Annotated in this window: 24 protein-coding genes; 13 read left to right on the top strand and 11 right to left on the bottom strand. The window is 58.5% G+C overall.

What is annotated here, in order from left to right:
• Positions 1-244: 244 nt before the first annotated feature.
• From fldA to ybfF, 3 genes are all read right to left on the bottom strand, one after another.
• Positions 245-775, bottom strand: a complete 531-nt coding sequence (gene fldA / locus BN3796_RS10945; protein ID WP_061708366.1) for a flavodoxin FldA — start codon at positions 773-775, stop codon at positions 245-247.
• A gap of 157 nt (positions 776-932) precedes the next feature.
• Positions 933-1220: a LexA regulated protein gene (ybfE, locus tag BN3796_RS10950; protein WP_061708367.1), complete on the bottom strand. Its 288-nt coding sequence runs from the start codon at positions 1218-1220 to the stop codon at positions 933-935.
• A 128-nt stretch (positions 1221-1348) separates the two neighbouring features.
• On the bottom strand, positions 1349-2122 hold the full coding sequence (ybfF, locus tag BN3796_RS10955) for an esterase (RefSeq protein ID WP_061708368.1): 774 nt from the start codon (positions 2120-2122) through the stop codon (positions 1349-1351).
• 187 nt (positions 2123-2309) lie between these two features.
• Between ybfF and seqA the strand changes: the two genes are divergently transcribed.
• Positions 2310-2846 carry a replication initiation negative regulator SeqA gene (gene seqA, locus BN3796_RS10960; protein WP_061708369.1) on the top strand — a complete coding sequence of 179 codons (537 nt, stop codon included), beginning with the start codon at positions 2310-2312 and terminating at the stop codon, positions 2844-2846.
• A gap of 23 nt (positions 2847-2869) precedes the next feature.
• Positions 2870-4510: a phosphoglucomutase (alpha-D-glucose-1,6-bisphosphate-dependent) gene (gene pgm / locus BN3796_RS10965; protein ID WP_061708370.1), complete on the top strand. Its 1641-nt coding sequence runs from the start codon at positions 2870-2872 to the stop codon at positions 4508-4510.
• A 63-nt stretch (positions 4511-4573) separates the two neighbouring features.
• Here the strand turns inward: pgm and kdpE are convergent, their stop codons facing one another.
• The 6 genes from kdpE to kdpF are packed head-to-tail and all read right to left on the bottom strand — an operon-like array spanning position 4574 to position 12360.
• The gene (gene kdpE / locus BN3796_RS10970; protein ID WP_061708371.1) at positions 4574-5251 is read right to left on the bottom strand and encodes a two-component system response regulator KdpE; all 678 of its coding nucleotides are present in this window, start codon (positions 5249-5251) and stop codon (positions 4574-4576) included.
• Positions 5248-7935 (bottom strand): two-component system sensor histidine kinase KdpD, encoded by a 2688-nt coding sequence (gene kdpD, locus BN3796_RS10975; protein WP_061708372.1) that lies wholly within the window; start codon positions 7933-7935, stop codon positions 5248-5250. Before kdpD ends, kdpE begins: the two co-directional genes overlap by 4 nt.
• Complete coding sequence (kdpC, locus tag BN3796_RS10980; RefSeq protein ID WP_061708373.1) at positions 7936-8511, bottom strand: potassium-transporting ATPase subunit KdpC; 576 nt, start codon at positions 8509-8511, stop codon at positions 7936-7938.
• Positions 8512-8523: 12 nt separating this feature from the next.
• Entirely contained in the window at positions 8524-10572 is a 2049-nt protein-coding gene (gene kdpB, locus BN3796_RS10985; protein ID WP_061708374.1) for a potassium-transporting ATPase subunit KdpB, read from the bottom strand.
• 19 nt (positions 10573-10591) lie between these two features.
• Entirely contained in the window at positions 10592-12271 is a 1680-nt protein-coding gene (gene kdpA, locus BN3796_RS10990) for a potassium-transporting ATPase subunit KdpA (RefSeq protein ID WP_061708375.1), read from the bottom strand.
• A complete protein-coding gene (gene kdpF, locus BN3796_RS20150) occupies positions 12271-12360 on the bottom strand; it encodes a K(+)-transporting ATPase subunit F (RefSeq protein WP_071601114.1) in 90 nt (29 codons plus the stop codon). Before kdpF ends, kdpA begins: the two co-directional genes overlap by 1 nt.
• Positions 12361-12670: 310 nt before the next feature.
• On the opposite strand from kdpF, the gene BN3796_RS11000 reads away from it, so the two are divergent.
• The 7 genes from BN3796_RS11000 (at position 12671) to nei (ending at position 18746) form a co-directional block, all read left to right on the top strand.
• Positions 12671-12877, top strand: a complete 207-nt coding sequence (locus BN3796_RS11000) for a YbfA family protein (protein ID WP_061708844.1) — start codon at positions 12671-12673, stop codon at positions 12875-12877.
• A 565-nt stretch (positions 12878-13442) separates the two neighbouring features.
• Positions 13443-14855 carry a deoxyribodipyrimidine photo-lyase gene (phrB, locus tag BN3796_RS11005; RefSeq protein ID WP_061708376.1) on the top strand — a complete coding sequence of 471 codons (1413 nt, stop codon included), beginning with the start codon at positions 13443-13445 and terminating at the stop codon, positions 14853-14855.
• Positions 14856-14864: 9 nt separating this feature from the next.
• The gene (locus tag BN3796_RS11010; protein ID WP_061708845.1) at positions 14865-15608 is read left to right on the top strand and encodes a type 2 GTP cyclohydrolase I; all 744 of its coding nucleotides are present in this window, start codon (positions 14865-14867) and stop codon (positions 15606-15608) included.
• A gap of 14 nt (positions 15609-15622) precedes the next feature.
• Positions 15623-16279 (top strand): 5-oxoprolinase subunit PxpB, encoded by a 657-nt coding sequence (pxpB, locus tag BN3796_RS11015; protein ID WP_061708377.1) that lies wholly within the window; start codon positions 15623-15625, stop codon positions 16277-16279.
• Positions 16273-17205 (top strand): 5-oxoprolinase subunit PxpC, encoded by a 933-nt coding sequence (gene pxpC, locus BN3796_RS11020; protein WP_061708378.1) that lies wholly within the window; start codon positions 16273-16275, stop codon positions 17203-17205. The genes pxpB and pxpC overlap by 7 nt, the downstream gene beginning before the upstream one ends.
• The gene (gene pxpA, locus BN3796_RS11025; protein WP_061708379.1) at positions 17192-17929 is read left to right on the top strand and encodes a 5-oxoprolinase subunit PxpA; all 738 of its coding nucleotides are present in this window, start codon (positions 17192-17194) and stop codon (positions 17927-17929) included. Before pxpC ends, pxpA begins: the two co-directional genes overlap by 14 nt.
• Before the next feature lie 25 nt (positions 17930-17954).
• The gene (gene nei, locus BN3796_RS11030) at positions 17955-18746 is read left to right on the top strand and encodes an endonuclease VIII (protein WP_061708380.1); all 792 of its coding nucleotides are present in this window, start codon (positions 17955-17957) and stop codon (positions 18744-18746) included.
• 98 nt (positions 18747-18844) lie between these two features.
• Here nei and BN3796_RS11035 read toward each other — a convergent pair whose 3' ends face one another.
• Both BN3796_RS11035 and BN3796_RS21240 read right to left on the bottom strand, forming a co-directional pair.
• Positions 18845-20128 carry a citrate synthase gene (locus BN3796_RS11035; RefSeq protein WP_061708381.1) on the bottom strand — a complete coding sequence of 428 codons (1284 nt, stop codon included), beginning with the start codon at positions 20126-20128 and terminating at the stop codon, positions 18845-18847.
• A 220-nt stretch (positions 20129-20348) separates the two neighbouring features.
• Entirely contained in the window at positions 20349-20441 is a 93-nt protein-coding gene (locus BN3796_RS21240; protein WP_425606151.1) for a hypothetical protein, read from the bottom strand.
• Between the two features lie 323 nt (positions 20442-20764).
• On the opposite strand from BN3796_RS21240, the gene sdhC reads away from it, so the two are divergent.
• The 4 genes from sdhC to sdhB are packed head-to-tail and all read left to right on the top strand — an operon-like array spanning position 20765 to position 24008.
• Positions 20765-21169, top strand: a complete 405-nt coding sequence (gene sdhC, locus BN3796_RS11040; RefSeq protein WP_061708382.1) for a succinate dehydrogenase cytochrome b556 subunit — start codon at positions 20765-20767, stop codon at positions 21167-21169.
• A complete protein-coding gene (gene sdhD, locus BN3796_RS11045) occupies positions 21163-21510 on the top strand; it encodes a succinate dehydrogenase membrane anchor subunit (RefSeq protein ID WP_061708383.1) in 348 nt (115 codons plus the stop codon). The genes sdhC and sdhD overlap by 7 nt, the downstream gene beginning before the upstream one ends.
• Complete coding sequence (gene sdhA / locus BN3796_RS11050) at positions 21510-23276, top strand: succinate dehydrogenase flavoprotein subunit (RefSeq protein ID WP_061708384.1); 1767 nt, start codon at positions 21510-21512, stop codon at positions 23274-23276. The genes sdhD and sdhA overlap by 1 nt, the downstream gene beginning before the upstream one ends.
• Before the next feature lie 15 nt (positions 23277-23291).
• On the top strand, positions 23292-24008 hold the full coding sequence (gene sdhB / locus BN3796_RS11055; protein ID WP_061708385.1) for a succinate dehydrogenase iron-sulfur subunit SdhB: 717 nt from the start codon (positions 23292-23294) through the stop codon (positions 24006-24008).
• The last annotated feature ends 51 nt before the right edge of the window (positions 24009-24059 follow it).

A 24059-nucleotide genomic window follows, 5' to 3' on the forward strand; every position in this document is an offset into this window, starting at 1 on the left:
AGTGATAAAAATGCACCCGGGATAATGCGTCTCATTATAGAACTGCCATTACTAAATGAAAACTGCAAGCCTCAGGCAAAGTATGCTGTTAAAAACGTGGTATCGCCAACAAAGTTGACTGCTGGCATTCACTTCAACCCGGGGATATTGTACAGATATGAGCGCAAAAGTTAAAAGTTTGTAGCAATTAATTTAATTGGCAAACCTGTAATGCGGCACAGCGCACGCTGTGCCGTATCCGCTATCAGGCGTTCAGGATCGCGTCGAGGTTCAGTTCTTCGCGGATCTGTTTCACCCACTTCTCTACGCGCTCGGCGGTCAGTTCTGGCTGGCGATCTTCATCAATGGCGAGACCAACGAAGTGGTCATCATCGGCCAGCCCTTTAGAGGCTTCGAAGTGGTAGCCAGCGGTCGGCCAGTGACCCACAATCGCCGCGCCGCGCGGTTCGATGATGTCGCGAATGGTGCCCAGCGCATCACAGAAATATTCAGCGTAATCTTCCTGGTCGCCGCAGCCGAAGAGGGCAACGAGTTTGCCGTTGAAATCTACCTCTTCCAGCGTCGGGAAGAAATCGTCCCAGTCACACTGCGCTTCGCCGTAGTACCAGGTGGGGATGCCCAGCAGCAGAATATCGTAACCTTCGAGATCTTCTTTGCTGCTCTTGGCAATGTCATGCACATCGGCAACATCTTTACCTAGCTGTTTCTGAATGTTTTTTGCGATATTTTCAGTATTACCGGTGTCGCTGCCGAAAAAAATGCCGATGATTGCCATGAGTAAAATAACCTCTTGAAACTTAATGGTATGGTGGCGCAAATTGTCCACGGATAAGGGCAATCATAGCAGAACAGGCAAGTTCGCGGAAACTGCTATCACGCGGGACTGCACTCTGTGCTACATGATTGGGAAGATTGCGCGGCTTTTCAGATTTTTACTTACTGCTGCGCAGCGTCTCAAGCTGGGACAGCAATATCGCTTCGATCAGTTCGCTGCGGCTGATCTGGCGGGCTTCCGCCAGCTCGTTCAGCGCGTCGACCGCCTGGGCGTTGAGCTTCAGCTCGACGCGTTTAAGCCCGCGGCTTTTGTCGCGTTTAAGCTGGTTGCGCTTGTTGATGCGCAGCTGTTCATCACGCGACAGCGGATTGGTTTTCGGTCGTCCCGGTCGACGCTCAGTCGCGAACAGATCTAATGTCGTGCGGTCCGTTTGTTCTTTGGCCATGATTCAGAGAGTTCGGGGAAAACAAGCAGCCCTGCTTATGCCGGGGCGATGAGCGCGACATCATACATCACCGATATCGGCACGCCAACGACTGGCGGCCTGTAGTCATCCAGTCGCTGGCTTTTTAATCAGTTTGCGGGTTCGGCGAGATAGCGGCGAATGGCGCGTAGCACCGCTTCCGGCTTTTCAGCATGCACCCAGTGGCCAGCACCGGCGATCACATGCGCCCGCGCCTGTGGAAACTGGGCGAGCAGGGCGTCACGATGGCTTTCGGCGATGTAGGGGGAGTTACCGCCGGCGATGAACAGAACAGGGTGCGCCCAGGCGGGGACCGGCTGCCAGCCGACAATATCGTCGTAGCGATCCCAGAGTACCGGGACGTTAAAACGCCACGCTCCATCCACGAACGATTTCAGCAGAAACTGCACCACCCCCTCTTCATTCAGATGGTCACGCATTACCGCCGCCGCCTGCTGGCGCGTGGTAACGCCCGCCGCGGTTACCGCGTTAATGGCGGCAAAAATCTCATCGTGGCGGCGAACCTGGTAATCCACCGGGGCGACATCGATCACCACCAGCTTGTCGATCCGCTCCGGCGCCAGGGCGGTGAGCGCCATTACCGCTTTGCCGCCCATAGAGTGGCCGACCAGCGTCGCTTTCTCGATATGGTGCGCATCCAGGGTATCCAGCAGGTCCTGGGCCATCGCCGCGTAGTTCATCTGCGCGGAGCGTTCAGAGAGGCCGTGGTTACGCATATCCACCTGCAGGATATCCCGATCGGTCACCAGATCGCGCGCCAGCACGCCCAGGTTATCAAGGCTGCCAAAAAGGCCGTGCACCAGCACGACGGGAGAGTGGTTGTTCGGCGATTGTGCAGATTGCGCTCGGCTATTCAATTTCATGGCAAAGTTCTTTTTTTACGTGGGTCAGGTTAGGGTATTATGGTGAACATTCTACTGCCCGGCTGCAAGGTCCCAGTTTTATCCGACTTTTGCCGCCTCTCAGGTTTAACCCTATTCGCGGTTGGGATTAGCTCCTATAATCCCAACGACTTGTTTCAATTCAGATAAGATATCGCACTGGATAAAGATGAAAACAATTGAAGTTGATGACGAGCTTTATCAATACATCGCCAGCCATACGCGGCACATCGGCGAAAGCGCGTCCGACATTTTACGGCGTATGCTGAAAATTTCCGCCGCGACACAGCCCGTTACCCCTTCTGTTAAAGAAGCGCCCCAGCCCGCGGTGGCCGCTGCACCGGCTTCCCCGGTGAAAGATAAGGTTCGCGCCATGCGCGAACTGCTGCTGTCGGACGAATATGCCGAACAGAGAAAAGCGGTTAACCGTTTCATGCTGGTGCTGACTACACTTTATTCACTGGATAACCACGCGTTTGCCGAAGCGACCGAGTCGCTACATGGTCGTACCCGCGTCTATTTTGCGGGTGATGAGCAGACGCTGCTGCAGAGCGGCAATCAAACCAAGCCCAAACATGTCCCAGGCACACCGTACTGGGTGATCACCAATACCAATACCGGGCGCAAGTGCAGCATGATTGAACATATCATGCAGTCGATGCAGTTCCCGGCGGAATTGATTGAGAAGGTTTGCGGTACAATCTAACCCTTGCAAGAAAGGATCACGCAATGGCAAATCACACCCGTGCAGGCCAACCTGCACAACAAAGCGATTTGATTAACGTCGCTCAGCTTACCGCTCAGTATTATGTGCTGAAACCGGTGGCGGGCAACGCAGAACACGCAGTGAAGTTTGGTACCTCTGGCCACCGCGGCAGCGCGGGGCGTCACAGTTTTAACGAACCGCATATTCTGGCCATTGCGCAGGCTATCGCGGAAGAGCGCGCCAAAAACGGCGTGACCGGACCGTGCTACGTGGGCAAGGATACCCACGCGCTGTCTGAACCCGCGTTTATTTCGGTGCTGGAAGTGCTGGCGGCCAATGGGGTCGACATCATTATCCAGGAAAATAATGGCTTCACCCCTACGCCAGCGGTGTCGAACGCCATTCTGGTGCATAACAAAAAGGGCGGCCCGCAGGCTGACGGTATTGTTATCACCCCGTCCCATAACCCGCCGGAAGATGGCGGTATCAAATACAACCCGCCTAACGGTGGCCCGGCTGATACCAACGTCACCAAAGTGGTGGAAGACCGCGCCAACGCGCTGCTGGCTGATGGTCTGAAAGGCGTGAAGCGTATTTCGCTGGATGAGGCGATGGCCTCAGGACACGTTAAAGAGCAGGATCTGATCCAGCCGTTTGTGGAAGGGCTGGCGGATATCGTCGATATGGCGGCCATCCAGAAAGCGGGCCTGAAGCTCGGCGTCGATCCGCTGGGCGGCTCCGGTATCGAATACTGGAAGCGCATCGGCGAGTATTACAAGCTCGATTTGACCATCGTGAACGATCAGGTCGATCAGACTTTCCGCTTTATGCATCTTGATAAAGATGGCGCAATCCGTATGGACTGCTCCTCCGAGTGCGCAATGGCGGGCCTGCTTCAGCTGCGCGACAAATTTGATCTCGCCTTTGCCAACGACCCGGACTATGACCGTCACGGTATCGTGACCCCGGCCGGGCTGATGAACCCGAACCACTATCTGGCGGTGGCGATCAACTACCTGTTCCAGCACCGTCCGCAGTGGGGCAAAGAGGTTGCCGTGGGGAAAACGCTGGTCTCTTCCGCCATGATCGACCGCGTGGTTAACGATCTTGGCCGTAAGCTGGTGGAAGTGCCGGTAGGCTTTAAGTGGTTTGTTGACGGTTTGCATGACGGCAGCTTCGGCTTTGGCGGTGAAGAGAGCGCGGGCGCCTCTTTCCTGCGCTTTGACGGCACACCGTGGTCCACCGACAAAGACGGTATCATCATGTGTCTGCTGGCGGCGGAAATCACTGCCGTGACCGGTAAAAACCCGCAGGAGCATTACAACGAGCTGGCCGATCGTTTCGGCGCGCCAAGCTACAACCGTCTGCAGGCGGCCGCGTCGTCCGCCCAGAAGTCAGCGCTCTCCAAACTCTCTCCGGAGATGGTCAGCGCCAGCACCCTGGCGGGCGATCCTATCACTGCGCGCCTGACGGCAGCGCCGGGCAACGGCGCCTCCATCGGCGGCCTGAAGGTGATGACCGACAACGGCTGGTTCGCGGCGCGTCCGTCCGGTACGGAAGATGCCTACAAAATCTATTGCGAAAGTTTCCTGGGCGAAGAACATCGCCTGCGTATTGAAAAAGAAGCGGTAGAGATTGTCAGCGAAGTGCTGAAAAACGCCTGACGTTAGCGATATCCGCATAAACCCGGCACGCGAGAGCGTGGCGGGTTTTTTATTGCCCGATCCTCAGAGCATAAACCGGTAGCCGATGCCGGTTTCGGTTAACAGATGACGCGGACGGGCAGGATCGGCTTCAAGTTTCTGGCGAAGATGGCCCATATAGATGCGCAGATAATGGCTGTGCTCAACGGCGTTGGGTCCCCAGATCTGGCTTAACAGCTGGCGCTGGGTTAGCACCTTACCGTGGTTATTAAGCAGTACCGCCAGCAGGCGAAACTCAATGGGTGTCAAGTGTATCTCATTGCCGTCGCGCAGGATGCGGCGTGAAGCAAGATCAACCTGAACAGAGGAAAACGTATATATCGGATCGACAGGCGCTGTCGCTCCATGACGGCGCAGCGCCACGCGCAGGCGCGCCTGCAGTTCGCCGATGCCAAAAGGTTTACTGAGATAATCGTCCGCGCCAGCGTCCAGGGCGGCGATTTTATCCGCCTCTTCGGTACGGGCCGAGAGGACGATAATCGGCATCTGGCTCCACTGACGCACCTCGCGGATAAAATCGAGGCCGTCGCCATCCGGCAGGCCCAGATCCAGAATCGCCAGATCCGGCTTGCGCGTGGCCGCCTCAATCAGGCCGCGCTGCAACGTCCCGGCTTCAAAGACGCGCAGGCCGTCTCCCTCCAGCGCGGCGCGCAGAAAGCGGCTTATGGCGAGCTCATCTTCAATAATCAGAACGTTAATCACAGATCCTCAGGTAATTCACTCAGCTGGGGCGGTACGTCCAGCGGAAGTGTAACACAAAATAGCGCCCCGCCTTCCGGGCGATTATGAGCGCTGATGGTGCCCCCATGCACCTCCACAATAGCCTGACAGATAGCCAGTCCCAGCCCGACGCCGGGGATGGCTGACTCTTTGTTGCCCCGGGCAAATTTGGCAAAGATAGCGCGCTCCTGGCCTGGCGGAATGCCCGGTCCATCGTCCCACACCTCCAGCCTGAGCGTCTGCTCTTCCACGCGGGCGTTAAGACCAATCTGCGCCCGGGGACCACCATATTTCGCCGCGTTCTCCAGCAGATTGATCAATACCCGTTCAAACAGCGGCCCGTCCACGGAGATAAGCGCCAGCGGCTCCGGTATCGCTAACTGAATCTGTCGCCCGCCCGCCTCGGGCTCCAGCATTCTGATGGCGCTGCCTACCACCTCTTCCAGCGTCAGCCACTCTTTTTTCAGGTTAAAGCCGCCGGACTGGATGCGCGCCATATCCAGCAGATTATTGACCAGCCGGGTTGTGTTCAGAATGTGCTGGCGGATTTCGCTCGCCTGGGGGGCGTGGCGCGATCCCTCCGCCGCCAGGTCGAGGGTAAGGATTTCCGCCTGACCGAACAGCACCGTCAGCGGGGTGCGCAGATCGTGGGAGAGCGCGGCAAGAAGGGCGTTGCGAATGCTCTCCCGCTCGCTCGCCAGCCGCGCCTGCTCTTCGCTGGCGGTGAGGGCGAGCCGTTCCAGCGCGCTGGCGACCAGCAGGGTAAAGGTCTCCAGCAGCCGCTGCTGTTCGGGGATCATCAGCTGGCGAAGGTTAGCCGGTTCGACAATCGCCACCCCCTGGATCTGGCCCGCGCTGCGCAGCGGCAGGATTTGATATGGCACGCCCGGCAGGGTATCGGTTCCCGCCCCGGCGGGCTGGCCTTTGTCAAAGCTCCAGCGGGCAATCGCCTCATCCCACGGAGTCATACCGCTCGCCGGGGTGAGAGGACGCAGATGCCCTGATTCATCGGGCAACAGAATCTGGCTGCTGGCGTGAAATGCCGAGCGGATAAAACGTTCGCTGGTCTGCACGATATCCTGTGGCGTACGGCCTACCGCCAGCGATTTTGACATTTCATAGAGATGGCGGGTTCGCTGCTCCCGGTAGCGGGCGATACGCGCCTGATAGCGCACGCCGGCGGTCAGGTTGCCGATCACCAGCCCCACCGTCAGCATCACCGCAAAGGTCAGGATGTACTGCACGTCCGAGACCGCCAGCGTGCCGCGCGGCGCGATAAAAAAGAGATCGAAGCTCACCACGTTAATCACCGTGGCCAGCACCGAGGGCCAGCGGCCATAGAAAAGCGCCACCACCACCACGCCAAACAGATAGAGCATCACCAGGTTGGCGGCGTCGAAAGCGATCAGCCACTGCTGCGCCACCACGGTAATGATCGCGCAGAGCGCCACGGCGACCAGCGAGCCGCGCAGCTGAATGCGCCACTTGTCGGCAAAGGGGCGGTTATCCGGCGCGCCACCCGGCAAGGGAGCCGGTTTCTCATCCAGGGCGACAATCACCAGATCCAGATCGGGCGCCTGTCTGGCCAGACGGTCGGCGAATGACGCCCGACTGAACCAGCGGCGCTGGGGGCGGCGGCCGGTCACGATTTTGCCCAGATTATGTTCCCGGGCATAGCGCAGGATCGCCTTATCCTCTGCCGGGTCGGAGAGGGTGGCGGTTTCCGCCCCCAGCTCCTGGGCCAGCCGCAGGGCGGCTAATATCGCCCGCCGCTGTTGCTCTGGCAGGGCATGAAGGCGGGGCGTTTCAACATACACCGCATGCCAGACGCTGCCGAACCTGGCGGCCAGCCGGGCGGCGGTGCGCACCAGCTTCTCATTGCCGCTGCCGTGACCGATGCAGAGCAGTATCGCGTCGCGGGTGTGCCAGACGCGCTCCTGCCCCTGGCGATCGCGCCAGGCGCGCATCTGATCGTCTACGCGATCGGCGGTGCGCCTTAATGCCAGTTCGCGCAGGGCGATCAGGTTCCCCTTGCGAAAGAAATGTTCGATGGCCCGCTCCGCCTGGTCGGCAATATAGACTTTTCCTTCGTGCAGCCGCTGGCGCAGATCGTCCGGAGGGAGATCCACCAGCACCACTTCGTCGGCGGCGTCAAAGAAGGGGTCGGGGAGGGTTTCCCTCACCTTGATACCCGTCACGCCGCTCACCACGTCGTTAAGGCTTTCCAGATGCTGAACGTTGACCGTGGTAAAGACGTCGATGCCCGCCTCCAGCAGCTCTTCCACATCCTGCCAGCGCCTGGGGTGACGCGAGCCGGGCGCGTTACTGTGCGCCAGCTCGTCCATCAGGATCAGCGCGGGACGGCGGGCGAGGGCGGCGTCGAGGTCAAACTCGCTGACCTGACGTCCCCGGTGGCTCATGCGCCGGGGCGGAAGGATTTCCAGCCCCGCCAGCAGCGCCGCCGTCTCCTTACGCCCGTGGGTCTCCACCACGCCGATAAGAATGTCGAGCCCCTGCCTGCGCAGACGCTGCGCCTGGGCCAGCATGGCGTAGGTTTTCCCCACCCCCGCGCAGGCGCCAAAGAAGATCTTCAGCTTGCCGCGATGCGGGGCGGCGGCCTGCTGGAGCAGCCGATCCGGATCCGGGCGCAGTGGCTCATCGGTCATTTAGTTCTTCCTTAGCGCGTCCAGCGCCAGATTCAGCTCAACAATGTTTACCACCGGCGTGCCGATAAAAACGGGCAGCGGCGTTTCGGTATGCGTTTCGACCAGTTGACGAAGGGCCGCTTCAGGCAGGCCGCGCGCCGCCGCCACGCGGGGGATCTGCCAGCGAACGGCTGCTGGCGTCAGGCTGTAGTCGAGCCCGCTGGCGGAGGCGGTTGTCAACTCCACCGGCACCGCCTGGCTGGCCTGCGGGTTGGCGGCGCGCAGGGCGGCGATCCGTTCAGCTATCGCTTTGTCCAGCGCGGGATTGCTGCCTGCCAGGTTGCTGCCGCCGGATGCCAGCGGATTATACGGGCTTTCCGCCGTGGCGGAAGGGCGTCCGTGGAAGTAGCCCGGCGCGGTGAACTCTTGTCCAATCAGCCGTGAACCGCGCACCGCGCCTTCCTGAATAATCAGCGAGCCGTTGGCCCGATCCTTAAACCACCACTGCCCCAAAGCGGTGGTCAGAAGCGGGTAGAGCCCGCCGGTAATCAATGCCAGTAAAATAAACAAAAGTATAGCGGGACGTAACATACTCATTTGATTTCCCTCTTAAACCAGACCAAACAGCGTCAGCAGCAGGTCAATTAGCTTAATACCGATAAACGGGACGACCAGCCCGCCCAGACCGTAGATCCAGAGATTGCGGCGCAGCATGGCGGCGGCGGTAAGCGGCCTGTAGCTCACCCCTTTTAACGCCAGCGGGATCAGGAAGATGATGATCAGGGCGTTAAAAATCACCGCGCTTAAAATCGCCGATGCGGGGGAGTGCAAATGCATTACGTTGAGCGCGTTAAGCTGCGGATAGGTGGCCGCAAACGCCGCCGGAATAATGGCGAAGTATTTCGCCACGTCGTTGGCGATGCTGAAGGTGGTGAGTGAGCCGCGGGTCATCAGCATCTGCTTGCCGATATGCACCACCTCAATCAGCTTGGTCGGGTTAGAGTCGAGATCGACCATATTTCCCGCCTCTTTCGCCGCCTGGGTGCCGGAGTTCATCGCCACCGCCACGTCCGCCTGGGCCAGCGCCGGGGCATCGTTGGTACCGTCGCCGGTCATCGCCACCAGCCGACCTTCCGCCTGATACTGACGGATCAGCGCCAGCTTGGCTTCCGGCGTCGCTTCCGCGAGAAAATCGTCCACCCCCGCTTCCGCAGCGATGGCCGCGGCGGTCAGGCGGTTATCCCCGGTGATCATCACCGTTTTGATCCCCATTTTGCGCAGCTGGGCGAAGCGCTCCTTGATACCGCCTTTGACAATATCCTTCAGCGCAATGGCGCCGAGTACCTTCGCCCCCTCCGCGACCACCAGTGGTGTTGCCCCCTGGCGGGCGATACCCTCCACCAGACGTTCCACCTCCGGCGGGAAGTGGCCGCCGTTGGCGTCGATGTGGCGGCGGATGGCATCCACCGAACCTTTACGGATCAGGCGATCCTGCACGTTGATACCGCTCATCCGCGTCTGGGCGGTAAAAGGGACGAACGTGGCGTTCAGGCTCTGCACGTCACGCTGGCGCAGGTTAAAGCGCTGCTTCGCCAGTACCACGATGCTGCGCCCTTCCGGCGTCTCATCGGCAAGCGAGGCGAGCTGCGCCGCGTCGGCCAGCGCTTTCTCCTCGACTCCCGGCGCAGGCAGGAAATCGGAGGCCTGGCGGTTACCGAGGGTGATGGTGCCGGTCTTATCCAGCAGCAGCACGTTCACATCGCCCGCCGCTTCCACCGCGCGCCCGCTGGTGGCGATAACGTTGGCGCCGAGCATCCGGCTCATGCCCGCCACGCCGATAGCCGACAGCAGCCCGCCGATGGTCGTGGGGATCAGGCAGACCAGCAGGGCGACCAGCACCGTTACGCTTACCGCGGTACCGCCGTATGCAGAGAAGGGCCACAAGGTGGCGGTGGCCAGCAGAAAGACCAGCGTCAGCGCCACCAGCAGGATAGTGAGAGCGATTTCGTTGGGCGTTTTACGTCGCTGCGCCCGTTCCACCATGGCGATCATCCGGTCAAGAAAGGTTTCGCCAGGGTTAACGCTGCAGCGGATCACCAGCCAGTCGGAGAGGATACGCGTCCCGCCAGTAACCGAGGCGAAGTCGCCGCCCGATTCGCGGATCACCGGCGCAGACTCGCCGGTAATGGCGCTTTCGTCCACGGAAGCGCCCCCTTCGATAACTTCGCCATCACAGGGGATAATATCGCCCGCCTCCACCAGCACGACGTCGCCGCGACGCAGCGCCTCAGCACTGACGCGTTCTGTTTGCGCGCCATATTTTGGCTCACTCAGCTTGCGGGCAAACACGGTCTTCTTCACCCCTTTCAGGCTGTTGGCTTGCGCCTTGCTGCGTCCCTCCGCCAGCGACTCGGCGACGTTGGCAAAGAGTACGGTGAACCAGAGCCACAGGCTGATGGCGGCGGTAAAGACGGCATTGCCCGGCAGTTGGCCCGTTCCCATTGCCACCGCCAGCAGGGTGGTAAGCAGGCTGCCGACCCAGACGATAAACATCACCGGGTTGCGCCATTGCACGCGCGGGCTCAGTTTTTTGACCGCATCCATTAGCGCCTGGCGAACCAGGGCAGGTTCGAGCAGGGCCAGTTGTTGACGACTCATGAAAGGTGTCTCCGCACAATTAGCGTAAAGAAAGATGTTCCGCGACCGGGCCTAACGCGAGGGCGGGGATAAAGGTAAGCGCGCCCACCAGCAGCACGGTGCCGATCAGCAGTCCGATAAAGAGCGCGCCGTGGGTGGGCAGTGTTCCGCTGGTGGCTGGCTGAATCTTTTTACTCACCAGCGAGCCGGCAATCGCCATTACCGGAATAATCACCCCGAAGCGGCCCACCAGCATGCAGAAGGCCAGCAGGCAGTTCCAGAAGGGGGAGTTGGCGCTTAAGCCCGCAAAGGCGCTACCGTTGTTATTGGCCGCTGACGAGACGGCGTAAAGCACTTCGCTAAAGCCATGTATGCCGGGGTTGTAAATGCCGCTGCGTCCGGCCTCGGTCATCAGCGCCAGCGCGGTGCCGAGCAGCACAAGGGCAGGGGTGACCAGAATCGCCAGCGCGGTGAGCTTCATCTCGCGCACGTCGATTTTTTTACCGAGATATTCCGGCGTGCGGCCGATCATCAGTCCGGCGATAAAGACCGCCAGCAGCACGAAGAGCAGCATGCCATAGAGCCCGGAACCGACCCCGCCAAAGACCACTTCGCCAATCTGCATCAGCCACATCGGGATCATCCCGCCCAGCGCGGTAAAGGAGTCATGCATCGCGTTGACTGCCCCGCAGGAGGCGGCGGTCGTTACCACGGCATACAGGCAGCTGACGAGGATGCCAAAGCGGCTCTCTTTCCCTTCCATATTGATGGCGCTGTCAGCGCCCAGCTGCATCAGATGCGGGTTGCCATGCCACTCGGCCCACATCACCAGCGCGGCGCAAAGGATAAAGATAAGCGTCATCGTCCAGAGGATGGCGCGCCCCTGACGCGGATCGCCCACCGTCTCGCCAAAGGCGAAGCAGAGTGCCGCAGGAATCAGAAAGATCGCCAGCATCTGCACCAGATTGGTCAGCGCCGTCGGGTTTTCAAAAGGATGGGCGGAGTTCGCATTAAAGAAGCCGCCGCCGTTGGTGCCGAGCATTTTTATCGCCTCCTGCGAAGCGACCGGCCCCATCGGCAACAGCTGTTTCACCCCTTCAAGGGAGGTAAAAGGGGTTGCGGGGAGGAAATTTTGCAGCGCGCCCTGCTGGATAAAAAAGAGGGCGATAACCAGTGAAACGGGCAGCAGCACCCAGAGGGTGATACGCGTCAGATCAACCCAGGCGTTACCCAGCGTGGTGACACTTTTGCGGGCAAAGGCGCGAATCAGCGCAAAGACCACCGCAATGCCGCTGGCGGCGGAGAGGAAGTTCTGCACGGTCAGCCCCGCCATCTGGCTGAAGTAGCTGAGGGTGGTTTCGCCCGCGTAGGATTGCCAGTTGGTATTGCTGACAAAGCTCGCCGCCGTATTCAGCGCCAGATGCCAGGAGAGGCCCGGCAGCTGCTGCGGATTTAAGGGGAGCATGCCCTGGAGCATCAGCATGGCGAACAACACCGCCAGCCCCACCAGATTGAGCAGTAAAATCGACAGAAGATATTGCCGCCAGTTCATCTCCCCCGGGTCGATGCCCGCTGTCCGAAACAGTGCGTTTTCAATGCGGCTTACCCCCGGCAACCCGACGTTCGCGATCATTCTCGCCAGTAAGGTGCCGAGCGGTTTTGCCAGCAGAAAAAGCACCAGCAGAAAGCTGGCAATGAGTAAAAATCCCTGCGCAACCATCAGAATGCCTCCGCATTAATCAGGGCATAGACCAGATAACCCAACAACAGAAAAACCAGCACAATGCCGGTAAGCAGACCTGCACTCACACTTCACCTCCGGGTGATGTTTCTCGTGATGCTGAAGGTAGATTTTGCGGCGCAAAGATTTTGCAAAAATCGACAGGCGGGATGTAAAAAAAGTATAAAAATAGCTAAAGCCACAATTTAACTAATGGTTAGTATTATTTTAACTTTTATGTAACTTAGTTACGGAATGGAATGTAAAGATCCGCAAACCGGTCTGAAAAAGTGGTCGGATGAGTAGTAAAATTACAGGCAAAGCGGTACTATTTTAATCAGATAACAGCTTACATTTTCCGGAGATCGTTTCCGGCTGGCAAAAAAGGGGGAGAAAATGATGGGTGTTTATAAAGCGTATCCCGCACATGTTGTGCTGCTGCGTCGCGCTTTTGTCCTGATTGCGGGTATCCTGGCGCTGCCGGTGATGCTTTTCTGGAAAGATCGCGCACGCTTCTATAGCTATCTGCACCGCGTCTGGGCGAAAACCAGCGATAAGCCTGTGTGGATGGATATGGCCGAAAAAGCAGCCTGCGACTTTTACTAAACGACTGCACACAGCAATAAAAAAACCGCCAACAGCAATGTGGCGGTTTTTTTCCCCTCGGGATTCGCGGTCCTTCGGGTTTTTTCAGGCTCTCACCAGAGATTTTTCATCTTACTGACCTGATATGAATAATCAATCTGGGCTGCCTAAATATAATCTTAAATGCAGACCTGGTAGCTTACGCTTTATCCGTAAGCCCATTACTATGCCTCGTCCCTTTTCGCCATCTCGCAAATGGGCACCGGTCCCGGGAAAGGTGTACTGTCAACCGTCAGACTGGCTCTCACCAGGGCTTGTGTCCACCGACTTATCACCGGTGGTAAACGGTGGAGCGGTTATTCGCAGGGACCGCATAATGAAACGCTATATCTGCATTGCGTTCATTGTCGCCAGCGCGCTTGCAGTGAAAGGTGATGAACACGCCACGTTCATCGCCTTCACCGTTACCGCGCAGGACAAGTAGCGTTAAGGCCGCCATCGGGCGGCCTTTTTTATTTCATGAGGTCTACACTTTCATGGCAAAGTAGCGCAGCACTAACGACATGGACAACCTTGCAGGAGAATTATGCCAACCCATCTGGTCTGGTTTCGCGCCGATCTGCGTATTAACGATAACCTGGCGCTGGCTGCCGCCTGTCGTCATCAGACGGCGCGCGTGCTGGCGTTGTTTATCGCCACGCCTGAACAATGGCGCCAGCACGATATGGCGCCGCGGCAGGCTGCCTGTCTGCAATCCCACCTTAATGACCTGCGCCGCAGCCTGGCGGAAAAAGGGATCCCGCTCCTTTTTGAAGAGGTGAGCGACTTCAACGCGCAGAGAAACAAGGTTCAGCAGATCTGCGAGCAGCATGACGTCACCCATCTTTTCTATAACTATCAGTATGAATGGAACGAGCAGCAGCGCGACCGGCAGCTTGAAAAGGCGCTGGATGTGGTGGTCTGCCAGGGATTTGACGACAGTGTTATGCTCCCGCCCGGTAGCGTCATGACCGGCAGCCGGGAGATGTATAAGGTCTTTACCCCGTTTAAAAACGCCTTTCTCCGGCGCCTGAAAGAGGGGCTGCCCGAGTGCGTCGCCGCCCCCGCGCGGCGGGAGAGCGCGATTGCCGCCGGGGAGGCGATCAGGCTCTCTTATCCGCAGCAGCCTTATGATTCCGGGCTCTTTCCCGACAGCGAAAAGGCGGCGCTTGCCCGGCTGCGTCATTTTTGTCAGCAGGGGGCAGGGGAGTATGAGACGCAGCGGGATTTTCCCGCCGTCGATGGCACCAGCCGCCTCTCTGCCTCTTTAACGCTGGGGGCTCTCTCGCCGCGCCAGTGTCTGCATCGTCTGCTGGCGGAACAGCCGCAGGCGCTGGATGGCGGCCCGGGCGCAGTGTGGCTTAACGAGCTTATCTGGCGGGAATTTTATCGCCACCTGATGACGTATCACCCTGATTTATGCAAACATCGGCCTTTCATTCGCTGGACGGATAACGTGCGCTGGCGTCAGGATGACAGCATGTTCGACGCCTGGAAAACAGGAAAAACCGGTTTTCCCATCGTGGATGCGGCGATGCGCCAGCTTAATGAAACCGGCTGGATGCATAACCGCCTGCGGATGATTACCGCCAGCTTCCTGGTAAAAGATCTGCTTATCGACTGGCGCGCCGGAGAGCGTTATTTTATCTCTCAGCTGATTGATGGCGATCTGGCGGCCAACAACGGCGGCTGGCAGTGGGCGGCCTCCACCGGCACCGACGCGGCCCCTTACTTTCGTATTTTTAACCCGACAACGCAGGGGCAGCGCTTTGATGCTGACGGTGATTTTATTCGCCGCTGGCTGCCGGAACTGGCCCACGTGCCGGGCAAAGCGATCCACGAACCCTGGCAATGGGCGGAAAAGTCGGGCGTAACGCTCGATTATCCGCGCCCGATTGTCGACCATAAACAGGCGCGCACCGCCGCGCTGGCGGCCTATGAAGCCGCCCGTACTGCTTAGAGAGTGATGATGAAAAATAGCGAACTGGAAAGCCTGATTAACGAGAAGCTCAACAGCACCCGCTTTAGCGATTATGGTCCCAACGGCCTGCAGGTGGAAGGGCGCGAAACGGTGCAGAAAATTATCACCGGGGTGACCGCAAGCCAGGCGCTGCTGGATGAAGCGGTGCGTCAGCAGGCCGATGCGGTTATCGTCCATCATGGCTACTTCTGGAAAAATGAATCCCCGGTGATTCGTGGCATGAAGCGCCAGCGCCTGAAAACGCTGCTGGCGAACGACATCAACCTGTACGGCTGGCACCTGCCGCTGGACGCGCATCCGGAACTGGGCAACAACGTTCAGCTCGCGCAGCTGCTGGGTATTACGGTAATGGGCGAAATCGAAGAGCTGGTGCCGTGGGGCGAGCTGTCGATGCCGGTGCCGGGTCTGGAGCTGGCCTCGTGGATAGAGGCCCGGCTGGGACGTCGCCCGCTCTGGTGCGGCGATACCGGACCGGAACTGGTGAAACGCGTCGCCTGGTGTACCGGCGGCGGGCAGGGCTTTATTGACAGCGCGGCGCGCTTTGGCGTGGATGCCTTTATCACCGGCGAAGTGTCGGAGCAGACCATCCATTCCGCCCGCGAGCAGGGATTACATTTTTACGCCGCTGGCCACCACGCCACCGAGCGCGGCGGTATTCGCGCCCTGAGCGAATGGCTGACGGAGAATACCGATCTCGACGTCACCTTTATTGACATTCCTAACCCAGCCTGACGGGAGGTATCTGAGTGCAGCGAGCGCGTTGTTATCTGCTTGGGGAGACGGCCGTCGTGCTGGAGCTGGAGCCGCCCGTTACGCTGGCCTCGCAAAAGCGCATCTGGCGGCTGGCCCAAAGGCTGACGGAGATGCCCGGCGTGGTGGAGTCGATACCGGGCATGAACAATATCACCGTAGTGTTACGCCATCCGCAGACCCAGGCGCTGGATGCCATCGAGCGCCTGCAGCGCTGGTGGGAAGAGAGTGAAGCGCTGGAGCCGGACTCCCGCGCCGTGGAAATCCCGGTCGTCTACGGGGGCGAGAGCGGGCCCGATCTGGCGGCCGTGGCGCACCACTGCGGTCTGACCGAAAAGCAGGTGGTGGAGCTGCACGCGTCGGTCAATTATGTGGTCTGGTTTTTGGGCTTCCAGCCGGGCTTTCCTTATCTCGGCGGACTACCCGCAGAGCTGCATGTGCCGCGCCGGGCCGAGCCGCGCCTGAGCGTGCCGGCGGGCAGCGTCGCCATTGGCGGCGAGCAGACCGGTATCTATCCGCTCTCGACCCCGGGCGGCTGGCAGCTCATCGGCCTGACCACCGCGCCGCTTTTTGATCCGCACCAGCCGCAGCCGATCCTGCTGCGCCCGGGCGACAGCCTGCGCTTTGTGCCGCAAAAGGAGGGGGTATGTTAAAGCTTATCCGCGCAGGGATGTATAGCTCCGTTCAGGATGCGGGGCGCTTTGGCCTGCGCCAGGCCGGGGTGAGCTACTGCGGGGCGCTGGACAGGCCCTCCCTGGAGATCGCTAACCTGCTGGTGGGCAATGCGCCTGACGCCGCGGCGCTGGAGATCACCATGGGGCAGTGCGTGGTGGAGTTTACCTGCGAAACCTGGTTCGCGCTGACGGGGGCGGGATGTGACGCGACCCTGGATGATAAAGCGGTCTGGACCGGCTGGCGTCTGCGGGCCAGGGCGGGGCAGCGGCTGAGCCTGAAGCGTCCTTTACATGGCGTGCGCAGCTATCTCGCCGTGGCGGGGGGCATCGACGTGCCGGAGATCATGAGCTCCTTTAGTACCGATGCGAAAGCGGGCATTGGCGGACATGAAGGCCGCCTGCTGAGAGATGGCGATACGCTTGCCATCCGGCCTTCCACACGCCACTTCACCACTACGCAGGGGGTGAAACAGCTGCTGTGGGGGAATGTGATCCGCGCGCTGCCGGGACCGGAATATCATGAATTTGATACGGTATCTCAGGAGGCGTTCTGGCGTGCGCCGTGGCGGCTGAGTCCGCAGAGTAACCGGATGGGGTACCGGCTTCAGGGACAGCCGCTGAAGCGAACCACCGATCGGGAGCTGCTCTCCCATGGTCTGCTTCCCGGCGTGGTGCAGGTACCACACAACGGTCAGCCGATCGTCTTAATGAACGACGCGCAAACCACCGGCGGATATCCGCGCATCGCCTGCATCATTGAAGCGGATCGCTACCATCTGGCGCAGATCCCGCTCGGGCAGCCTATCCATTTTGTGCAGTGCTCCATTGAGGAGGCGCTACAGGCGCGTCAGGAGCGGCAGCGCTTTATCGAACAACTGGCGTGGCGGCTTGATGGTAAAGATTGATTTAAATGCCGATCTGGGCGAGGGCGGTGAGGCGGACGGTGCCCTGATGAAGCTGGTGTCGTCGGTCAATATCGCCTGCGGCTTTCACGCCGGGGATGCGCAGACCATGCTGGCCTGCGTGCGTGAGGCGCTGAAAAACGGCGTGGCGATCGGGGCGCACCCGAGCTTTCCGGATCGGGAAAACTTTGGCCGTACCGCCATGCAGCTCCCTTCCGAAACGGTCTACGCGCAAATGCTCTATCAAATCGGCGCGCTGGAGGCGATCGTGCGCGCCGAGGGCGGCGTGCTACGCCACGTCAAACCGCACGGCATGCTCTACAACCAGGCGGCGAGGGATCCAGAGCTTGCCCGGGCCATCGCCCGGGCGGTACACGCTGTTAACCCCCGGCTGATTCTGGTGGGGCTGGCCGGCAGCGAGCTGATTCGCGCCGGGCAGGCGCAGGGGCTCGTCACGCGCCAGGAGGTGTTTGCCGATCGCGGATATTGTAGTGACGGCAGCCTGGTGCCCCGTACGCAGCCGGGGGCGCTGATCGCTGACGCTGAGCAGGCGCTTGCGCAAACGCTGGAGATGATTAAGCACCATCGCGTGACCACACATGACGGCGGCAGGGCGCGGGTGCAGGCTGAAACGGTCTGTCTGCACGGCGATGGTGAACATGCGCTGCAGTTTGCCCGTCGACTGCGGGAGGCGTTTGCTGAAGAGGGGATAGCAGTCAGCGCCTGAACAACATTTCTGAAAGGATAATATGATGCCTGAAGGACCGGAGATCCGCCGCGCGGCGGATAGCCTCGAGGCGGCGGTGAAGGGCAAACCCCTTACCCGCGCCTGGTTTGCCTTTCCTGAGCTAAAAGCGTTCGAGTCTCAACTGGTGGGCGAGCGCATTACGCATATCGAAACGCGCGGCAAAGCGCTGCTCACTCATTTTTCCAATAACCTGACGTTATATAGCCATAATCAGCTTTACGGCGTCTGGCGCGTGGTGAAGGCGGATGAAGAGCCGCAAACGACGCGTATTTTGCGCGTCCGGTTACAAACAGTGGATAAGGCGATCCTGCTGTATAGCGCGTCTGATATCGAAATGTTAACGCCAGAGCAACTGCTTGCTCACCCGTTCTTACAGCGCGTCGGGCCGGACGTACTGGACATGCGCCTGACGGCGAACGAGGTAAAAAACAGATTATTATCTGCCAAATTCCGTAACCGGCAATTTTCCGGGCTGTTGCTGGATCAGGCGTTTCTCGCGGGCTTAGGAAACTACCTGCGGGTGGAAATTCTCTGGGAAGTGGGGCTGGCGGCGCAGCATAAAGCGTCGCAGCTGACTGACGAGCAGCTGGAGGCACTTTCTCACGCGCTTCTGGATATCCCGCGTCTGTCCTATAACACGCGCGGCAGGGTGGCGGAGAACAAGCATCACGGGGCATTGTTCCGTTTTAAGGTATTTCACAGGGCGGGGAAAAAGTGTGAGCGGTGCGGCGGGATAATTGAGAAAACCACGCTCTCGTCGAGACCGTTTTACTGGTGTCCAGGGTGCCAGAGGTAAAAGCAAAACGGCAACGAAAGTTGCCGTTTTGAATGTTTTCACCCGGTCCCACGAGGGAGAGGGGCGGGGTGAGGGCATCAGGCCGCACCCAACTTCTTTTAGCGCTTAATATCAGATTTAAAATCACGCTGCTCGTAGCCGGTGTAGAGCTGACGAGGACGGGCGATTTTCATCCCTTCGCTGTGCATTTCGTTCCAGTGCGCAATCCAGCCCACGGTACGCGCCATGGCGAAGATAACGGTGAACATGGAGGACGGAATACCCATCGCTTTCAGAATGATACCGGAGTAGAAGTCCACGTTCGGGTAGAGTTTCTTCTCGATGAAGTACGGGTCGTTGAGCGCGATGTGCTCCAGCTCCATGGCGACTTCCAGCAGGTCGTCTTTGGTGCCCAGCTCTTTCAGCACTTCGTGGCAGGTTTCACGCATAACGGTGGCGCGCGGGTCATAGTTTTTATAGACGCGGTGGCCAAAGCCCATCAGGCGGAAAGAGTCATTCTTGTCTTTCGCACGACGCACAAATTCCGGAATGTGCTCCACGGAGCTGATCTCTTCCAGCATCTTCAGGGCCGCTTCGTTCGCGCCGCCGTGAGCCGGTCCCCAGAGGGAGGCGATACCCGCAGCGATACAGGCGAACGGGTTCGCACCGGAAGAACCCGCAGTACGTACGGTAGAGGTCGAGGCATTCTGCTCATGGTCAGCGTGCAGGATCAAAATACGATCCATGGCGCGTTCCAGCACCGGGTTCACTTCATACTCTTCACACGGCGTGGAGAACATCATGCGCAGGAAGTTACCGGCGTAGGAGAGGTCGTTACGCGGATAAACAAACGGCTGGCCGATGGAGTACTTGTAACACATCGCCGCCATGGTCGGCATTTTAGAGAGCAGGCGATAGGCGGCAATTTCACGGTGACGCGGGTTATTCACATCCAGGGAGTCGTGATAGAACGCCGCCAGCGCGCCGGTGATCCCGCACATCACCGCCATCGGGTGAGAGTCGCGGCGAAACGCGTGGAACAGACGGGTGATCTGCTCGTGAATCATGGTGTGGCGGGTGACGATAGTTTTGAACTCATCGTACTGTTCCTGCGTCGGTTTTTCACCGTTCAGCAGGATGTAACAGACTTCAAGATAGCTGGAGTCGGTTGCGAGCTGATCAATGGGGAAACCACGGTGCAGCAGGATACCTTCGTCACCGTCAATGAAGGTGATTTTGGATTCGCACGATGCGGTGGAGGTAAAGCCGGGGTCAAAGGTAAACATTCCTTTTGAACCCAAACTACGGATATCAATAACATCCTGACCGAGCGTGCCTTTTAGCACATCCAGTTCAATAGCATCACTCCCGTTGAGGGTAAGTTTTGCCTTTGTATCAGCCATTTACGGTCTCCTTAGCGCCTTATGCTTAAGACTACGGTTCACCGGATTTGCTTTCCGCCGTTGATCATCGCTACCCGTTTTTTATTTGGCTCGCTGCTCAGCTCACGAGGAGAAACCAGGGTACAGAGCTGTGGCGCCTTGCAGGTAAGTGAATGAAAAATCAGAGAAACAGCAGCAAATCAGCGTTTTTGCAGTCCGAATTATTCAAACCTGTATATCACTAATAGCGTGTCCTGATAACTGCGGTCAATACGTTCACACTGTTACATAACTTATTCTCAGGTGAAAGAGAGACCTCATAACTTTTGTGCATTATATGCCTTTTCTGGTGATGTTTGTAACAATATTGTTTAACATTTGTCAAATCAGATGATTAAAAATTAAATATATGTTGTTATCGTGACCCGGATCACTGTTCCGCATAAAACCTGACAAACTGTATGTAGGTTAATTGTAATGATTTTGTGAACATCCTATACTGCCGCCAGGTCTCCGGAACAACCTGCTAATCCCGAGCCACCCAGCGTTATATGTGTCGTATTTGCTTCTGAAAGGGAGTTTTAACATGACGCTTAGTTATAGAAAGGACGCTGCTTGACCCGCACGCAGACCGGAGGATGGAATAATAAGAACAGCATGTGGGCGTTATTCATGATAAGAAATGTGAAAAAACAAAGACCTGTCAATCTGGATCTGAAAACGATCCGGTTCCCTGTAACGGCAATAGCGTCCATCCTCCACCGCGTTTCCGGTGTGATCACGTTTGTGGCGGTCGGTATTCTGCTGTGGTTACTGGGTACCAGTCTCTCCTCTCCGGAAGGCTTCCTTCAGGCTTCGGCCATCATGAACAGCTTCTTCGTCAAATTCATTATGTGGGGCATCCTCACCGCGCTGGCGTATCACGTCGTGGGCGGCATTCGTCATATGCTGATGGATTTCGGCTATCTGGAAGAGACCTTCGAGGCCGGGAAACGGTCCGCTAATCTTTCCTTTGTGTTGACTGTCGTGCTTTCAATTCTCGCAGGAGTTCTCGTATGGTAAGCAACGCCTCCGCATTAGGACGCAACGGCGTACATGACTTCATTCTGGTCCGTGCTACCGCTATCGTTCTCACGCTCTACATCATCTACATGGTCGGTTTTTTTGCCACCAGCGGCGAGCTGACGTGGGAAATCTGGACCGGCTTCTTCGGCTCCGCCTTCACCAAAGTGTTTACCCTGCTGGCGCTCTTTTCCATTCTGATCCACGCCTGGATTGGCATGTGGCAGGTACTGACCGATTACGTTAAACCGCTGGCGATTCGCCTGCCGTTACAGCTGATTATCGTCGTGGCGCTGGTGGTTTACGTTATTTATGGATTTGTTGTGGTGTGGGGTGTGTGATGAAACTGCCAGTCAGAGAATTTGATGCTGTTGTGATTGGTGCCGGTGGCGCAGGTATGCGCGCGGCGCTGCAAATTTCCCAGAGCGGCCAGACCTGTGCGCTGCTCTCAAAAGTTTTTCCAACCCGTTCCCACACCGTATCAGCGCAGGGCGGTATCACCGTTGCGCTCGGTAATACCCATGAAGATAACTGGGAATGGCATATGTACGACACCGTAAAAGGGTCGGACTATATCGGCGACCAGGACGCCATTGAATATATGTGTAAGACCGGCCCGGAAGCGATTCTGGAGCTGGAACATATGGGCCTGCCGTTCTCCCGTCTGGACGATGGCCGCATCTATCAGCGTCCGTTTGGCGGCCAGTCGAAAAACTTCGGCGGCGAGCAGGCGGCACGTACCGCGGCGGCGGCGGACCGTACCGGCCACGCCCTGCTGCACACGCTTTACCAGCAGAACCTGAAAAACCACACCACCATCTTCTCCGAGTGGTACGCGCTGGATCTGGTGAAAAACCAGGATGGAGCCGTGGTCGGCTGTACGGCGCTCTGCATTGAAACCGGGGAAGTAGTTTACTTCAAAGCCCGTGCCACCGTGCTGGCGACCGGCGGCGCAGGCCGTATCTACCAGTCCACCACCAACGCGCATATCAACACCGGCGACGGCGTAGGCATGGCGATCCGCGCTGGCGTGCCTGTGCAGGATATGGAGATGTGGCAGTTCCACCCCACCGGCATCGCCGGCGCAGGCGTGCTGGTTACAGAAGGCTGCCGCGGGGAAGGCGGTTATCTGCTGAACAAACATGGCGAGCGCTTTATGGAGCGTTATGCCCCGAACGCGAAAGACCTGGCGGGTCGTGACGTGGTGGCGCGCTCCATCATGATCGAAATCCGTGAAGGTCGCGGCTGCGACGGCCCGTGGGGTCCGCACGCCAAGCTGAAGCTCGACCATCTGGGTAAAGAGGTGCTGGAATCCCGTCTGCCGGGCATTCTGGAACTCTCCCGTACCTTTGCGCACGTTGATCCGGTGAAGGAGCCGATCCCGGTTATCCCAACCTGTCACTACATGATGGGCGGTATTCCGACCAAAGTGACCGGCCAGGCGCTGACCGTTAACGCCGAAGGCGAAGATGTGGTGATCCCGGGGCTGTTTGCGGTGGGCGAAATCGCCTGCGTATCGGTACACGGCGCCAACCGTCTGGGCGGCAACTCGCTGCTTGACCTGGTGGTCTTTGGCCGCGCGGCGGGCCTGCACCTGCAGGAATCTATCGCCGAACAGGGCGCGCTTCGCGACGCGAGCGAATCAGATATCGAAGCCTCCCTGACGCGTCTCAACCGCTGGAACAACAACCGTACCGGCGAAGATCCGGTTGTCATCCGCAAGGCGCTGCAGGAGTGCATGCAGCACAACTTCTCCGTATTCCGCGAAGGCGATGCGATGGCGAAAGGGCTGGAGCAGCTGAAGGTGATCCGCGAGCGTCTGAAGAATGCCCGCCTGGACGACACCTCCAGCGAATTTAACACCCAGCGCGTGGAGTGCCTTGAGCTGGATAACCTGATGGAAACCGCTTACGCCACCGCTGTATCCGCTAACTTCCGTACCGAAAGTCGTGGCGCCCATAGCCGCTTCGACTACCCGGATCGTGACGACGAAAACTGGCTGTGCCATTCCCTGTACCTGCCAGAGTCGGAGTCCATGACGCGTCGCAGCGTCAACATGGAGCCGAAACTGCGTCCGGCATTCCCGCCGAAGATTCGTACCTATTAATGCGGAGACAGGATAATGAAACTCGAATTTTCAGTTTATCGTTATAACCCGGATGTCGATGACGCTCCGCGTATGCAGGACTACACCTTGGAGGCGGAAGAGGGTCGCGACATGATGCTGCTGGATGCGCTGCTCCAGCTTAAAGAAAAAGATCCGTCGCTGTCGTTTCGTCGCTCCTGTCGTGAAGGGGTGTGCGGCTCTGACGGTCTGAACATGAACGGCAAAAACGGTCTGGCCTGTATCACGCCGATCTCCGCACTTCAGCGCCCCGGGCAGAAAATCGTCATTCGTCCGCTGCCGGGCCTGCCGGTGGTGCGCGATTTGGTGGTGGACATGGGGCAATTCTACGCACAATATGAGAAGATTAAGCCTTACTTATTGAATAATGGGCATAATCCACCTGCTCGTGAGCATTTACAGTCGCCTGAGCAGCGTGAAAAGCTGGACGGCCTGTACGAGTGTATTCTCTGTGCCTGCTGTTCCACCTCCTGCCCGTCGTTCTGGTGGAATCCGGACAAATTTATCGGCCCGGCGGGGCTGCTGGCGGCGTATCGCTTCCTGATCGACAGTCGCGATACCGAAACCGCCAACCGTCTGGATGGGTTGAGCGATGCTTTCAGCGTATTCCGCTGTCACAGCATCATGAACTGCGTCAGCGTATGTCCGAAAGGGCTGAACCCGACGCGCGCCATCGGCCATATTAAGTCGATGTTGTTGCAGCGCAGTGCGTAAGTAACAACGCCGGATGGCGCTGCGCTTATCCGGCCTACGTAACAGTAGGCC

Source organism: Pseudenterobacter timonensis (genome assembly GCF_900021175.1).
Taxonomy (GTDB): Bacteria; Pseudomonadota; Gammaproteobacteria; order Enterobacterales; family Enterobacteriaceae; genus Enterobacter; species Enterobacter timonensis.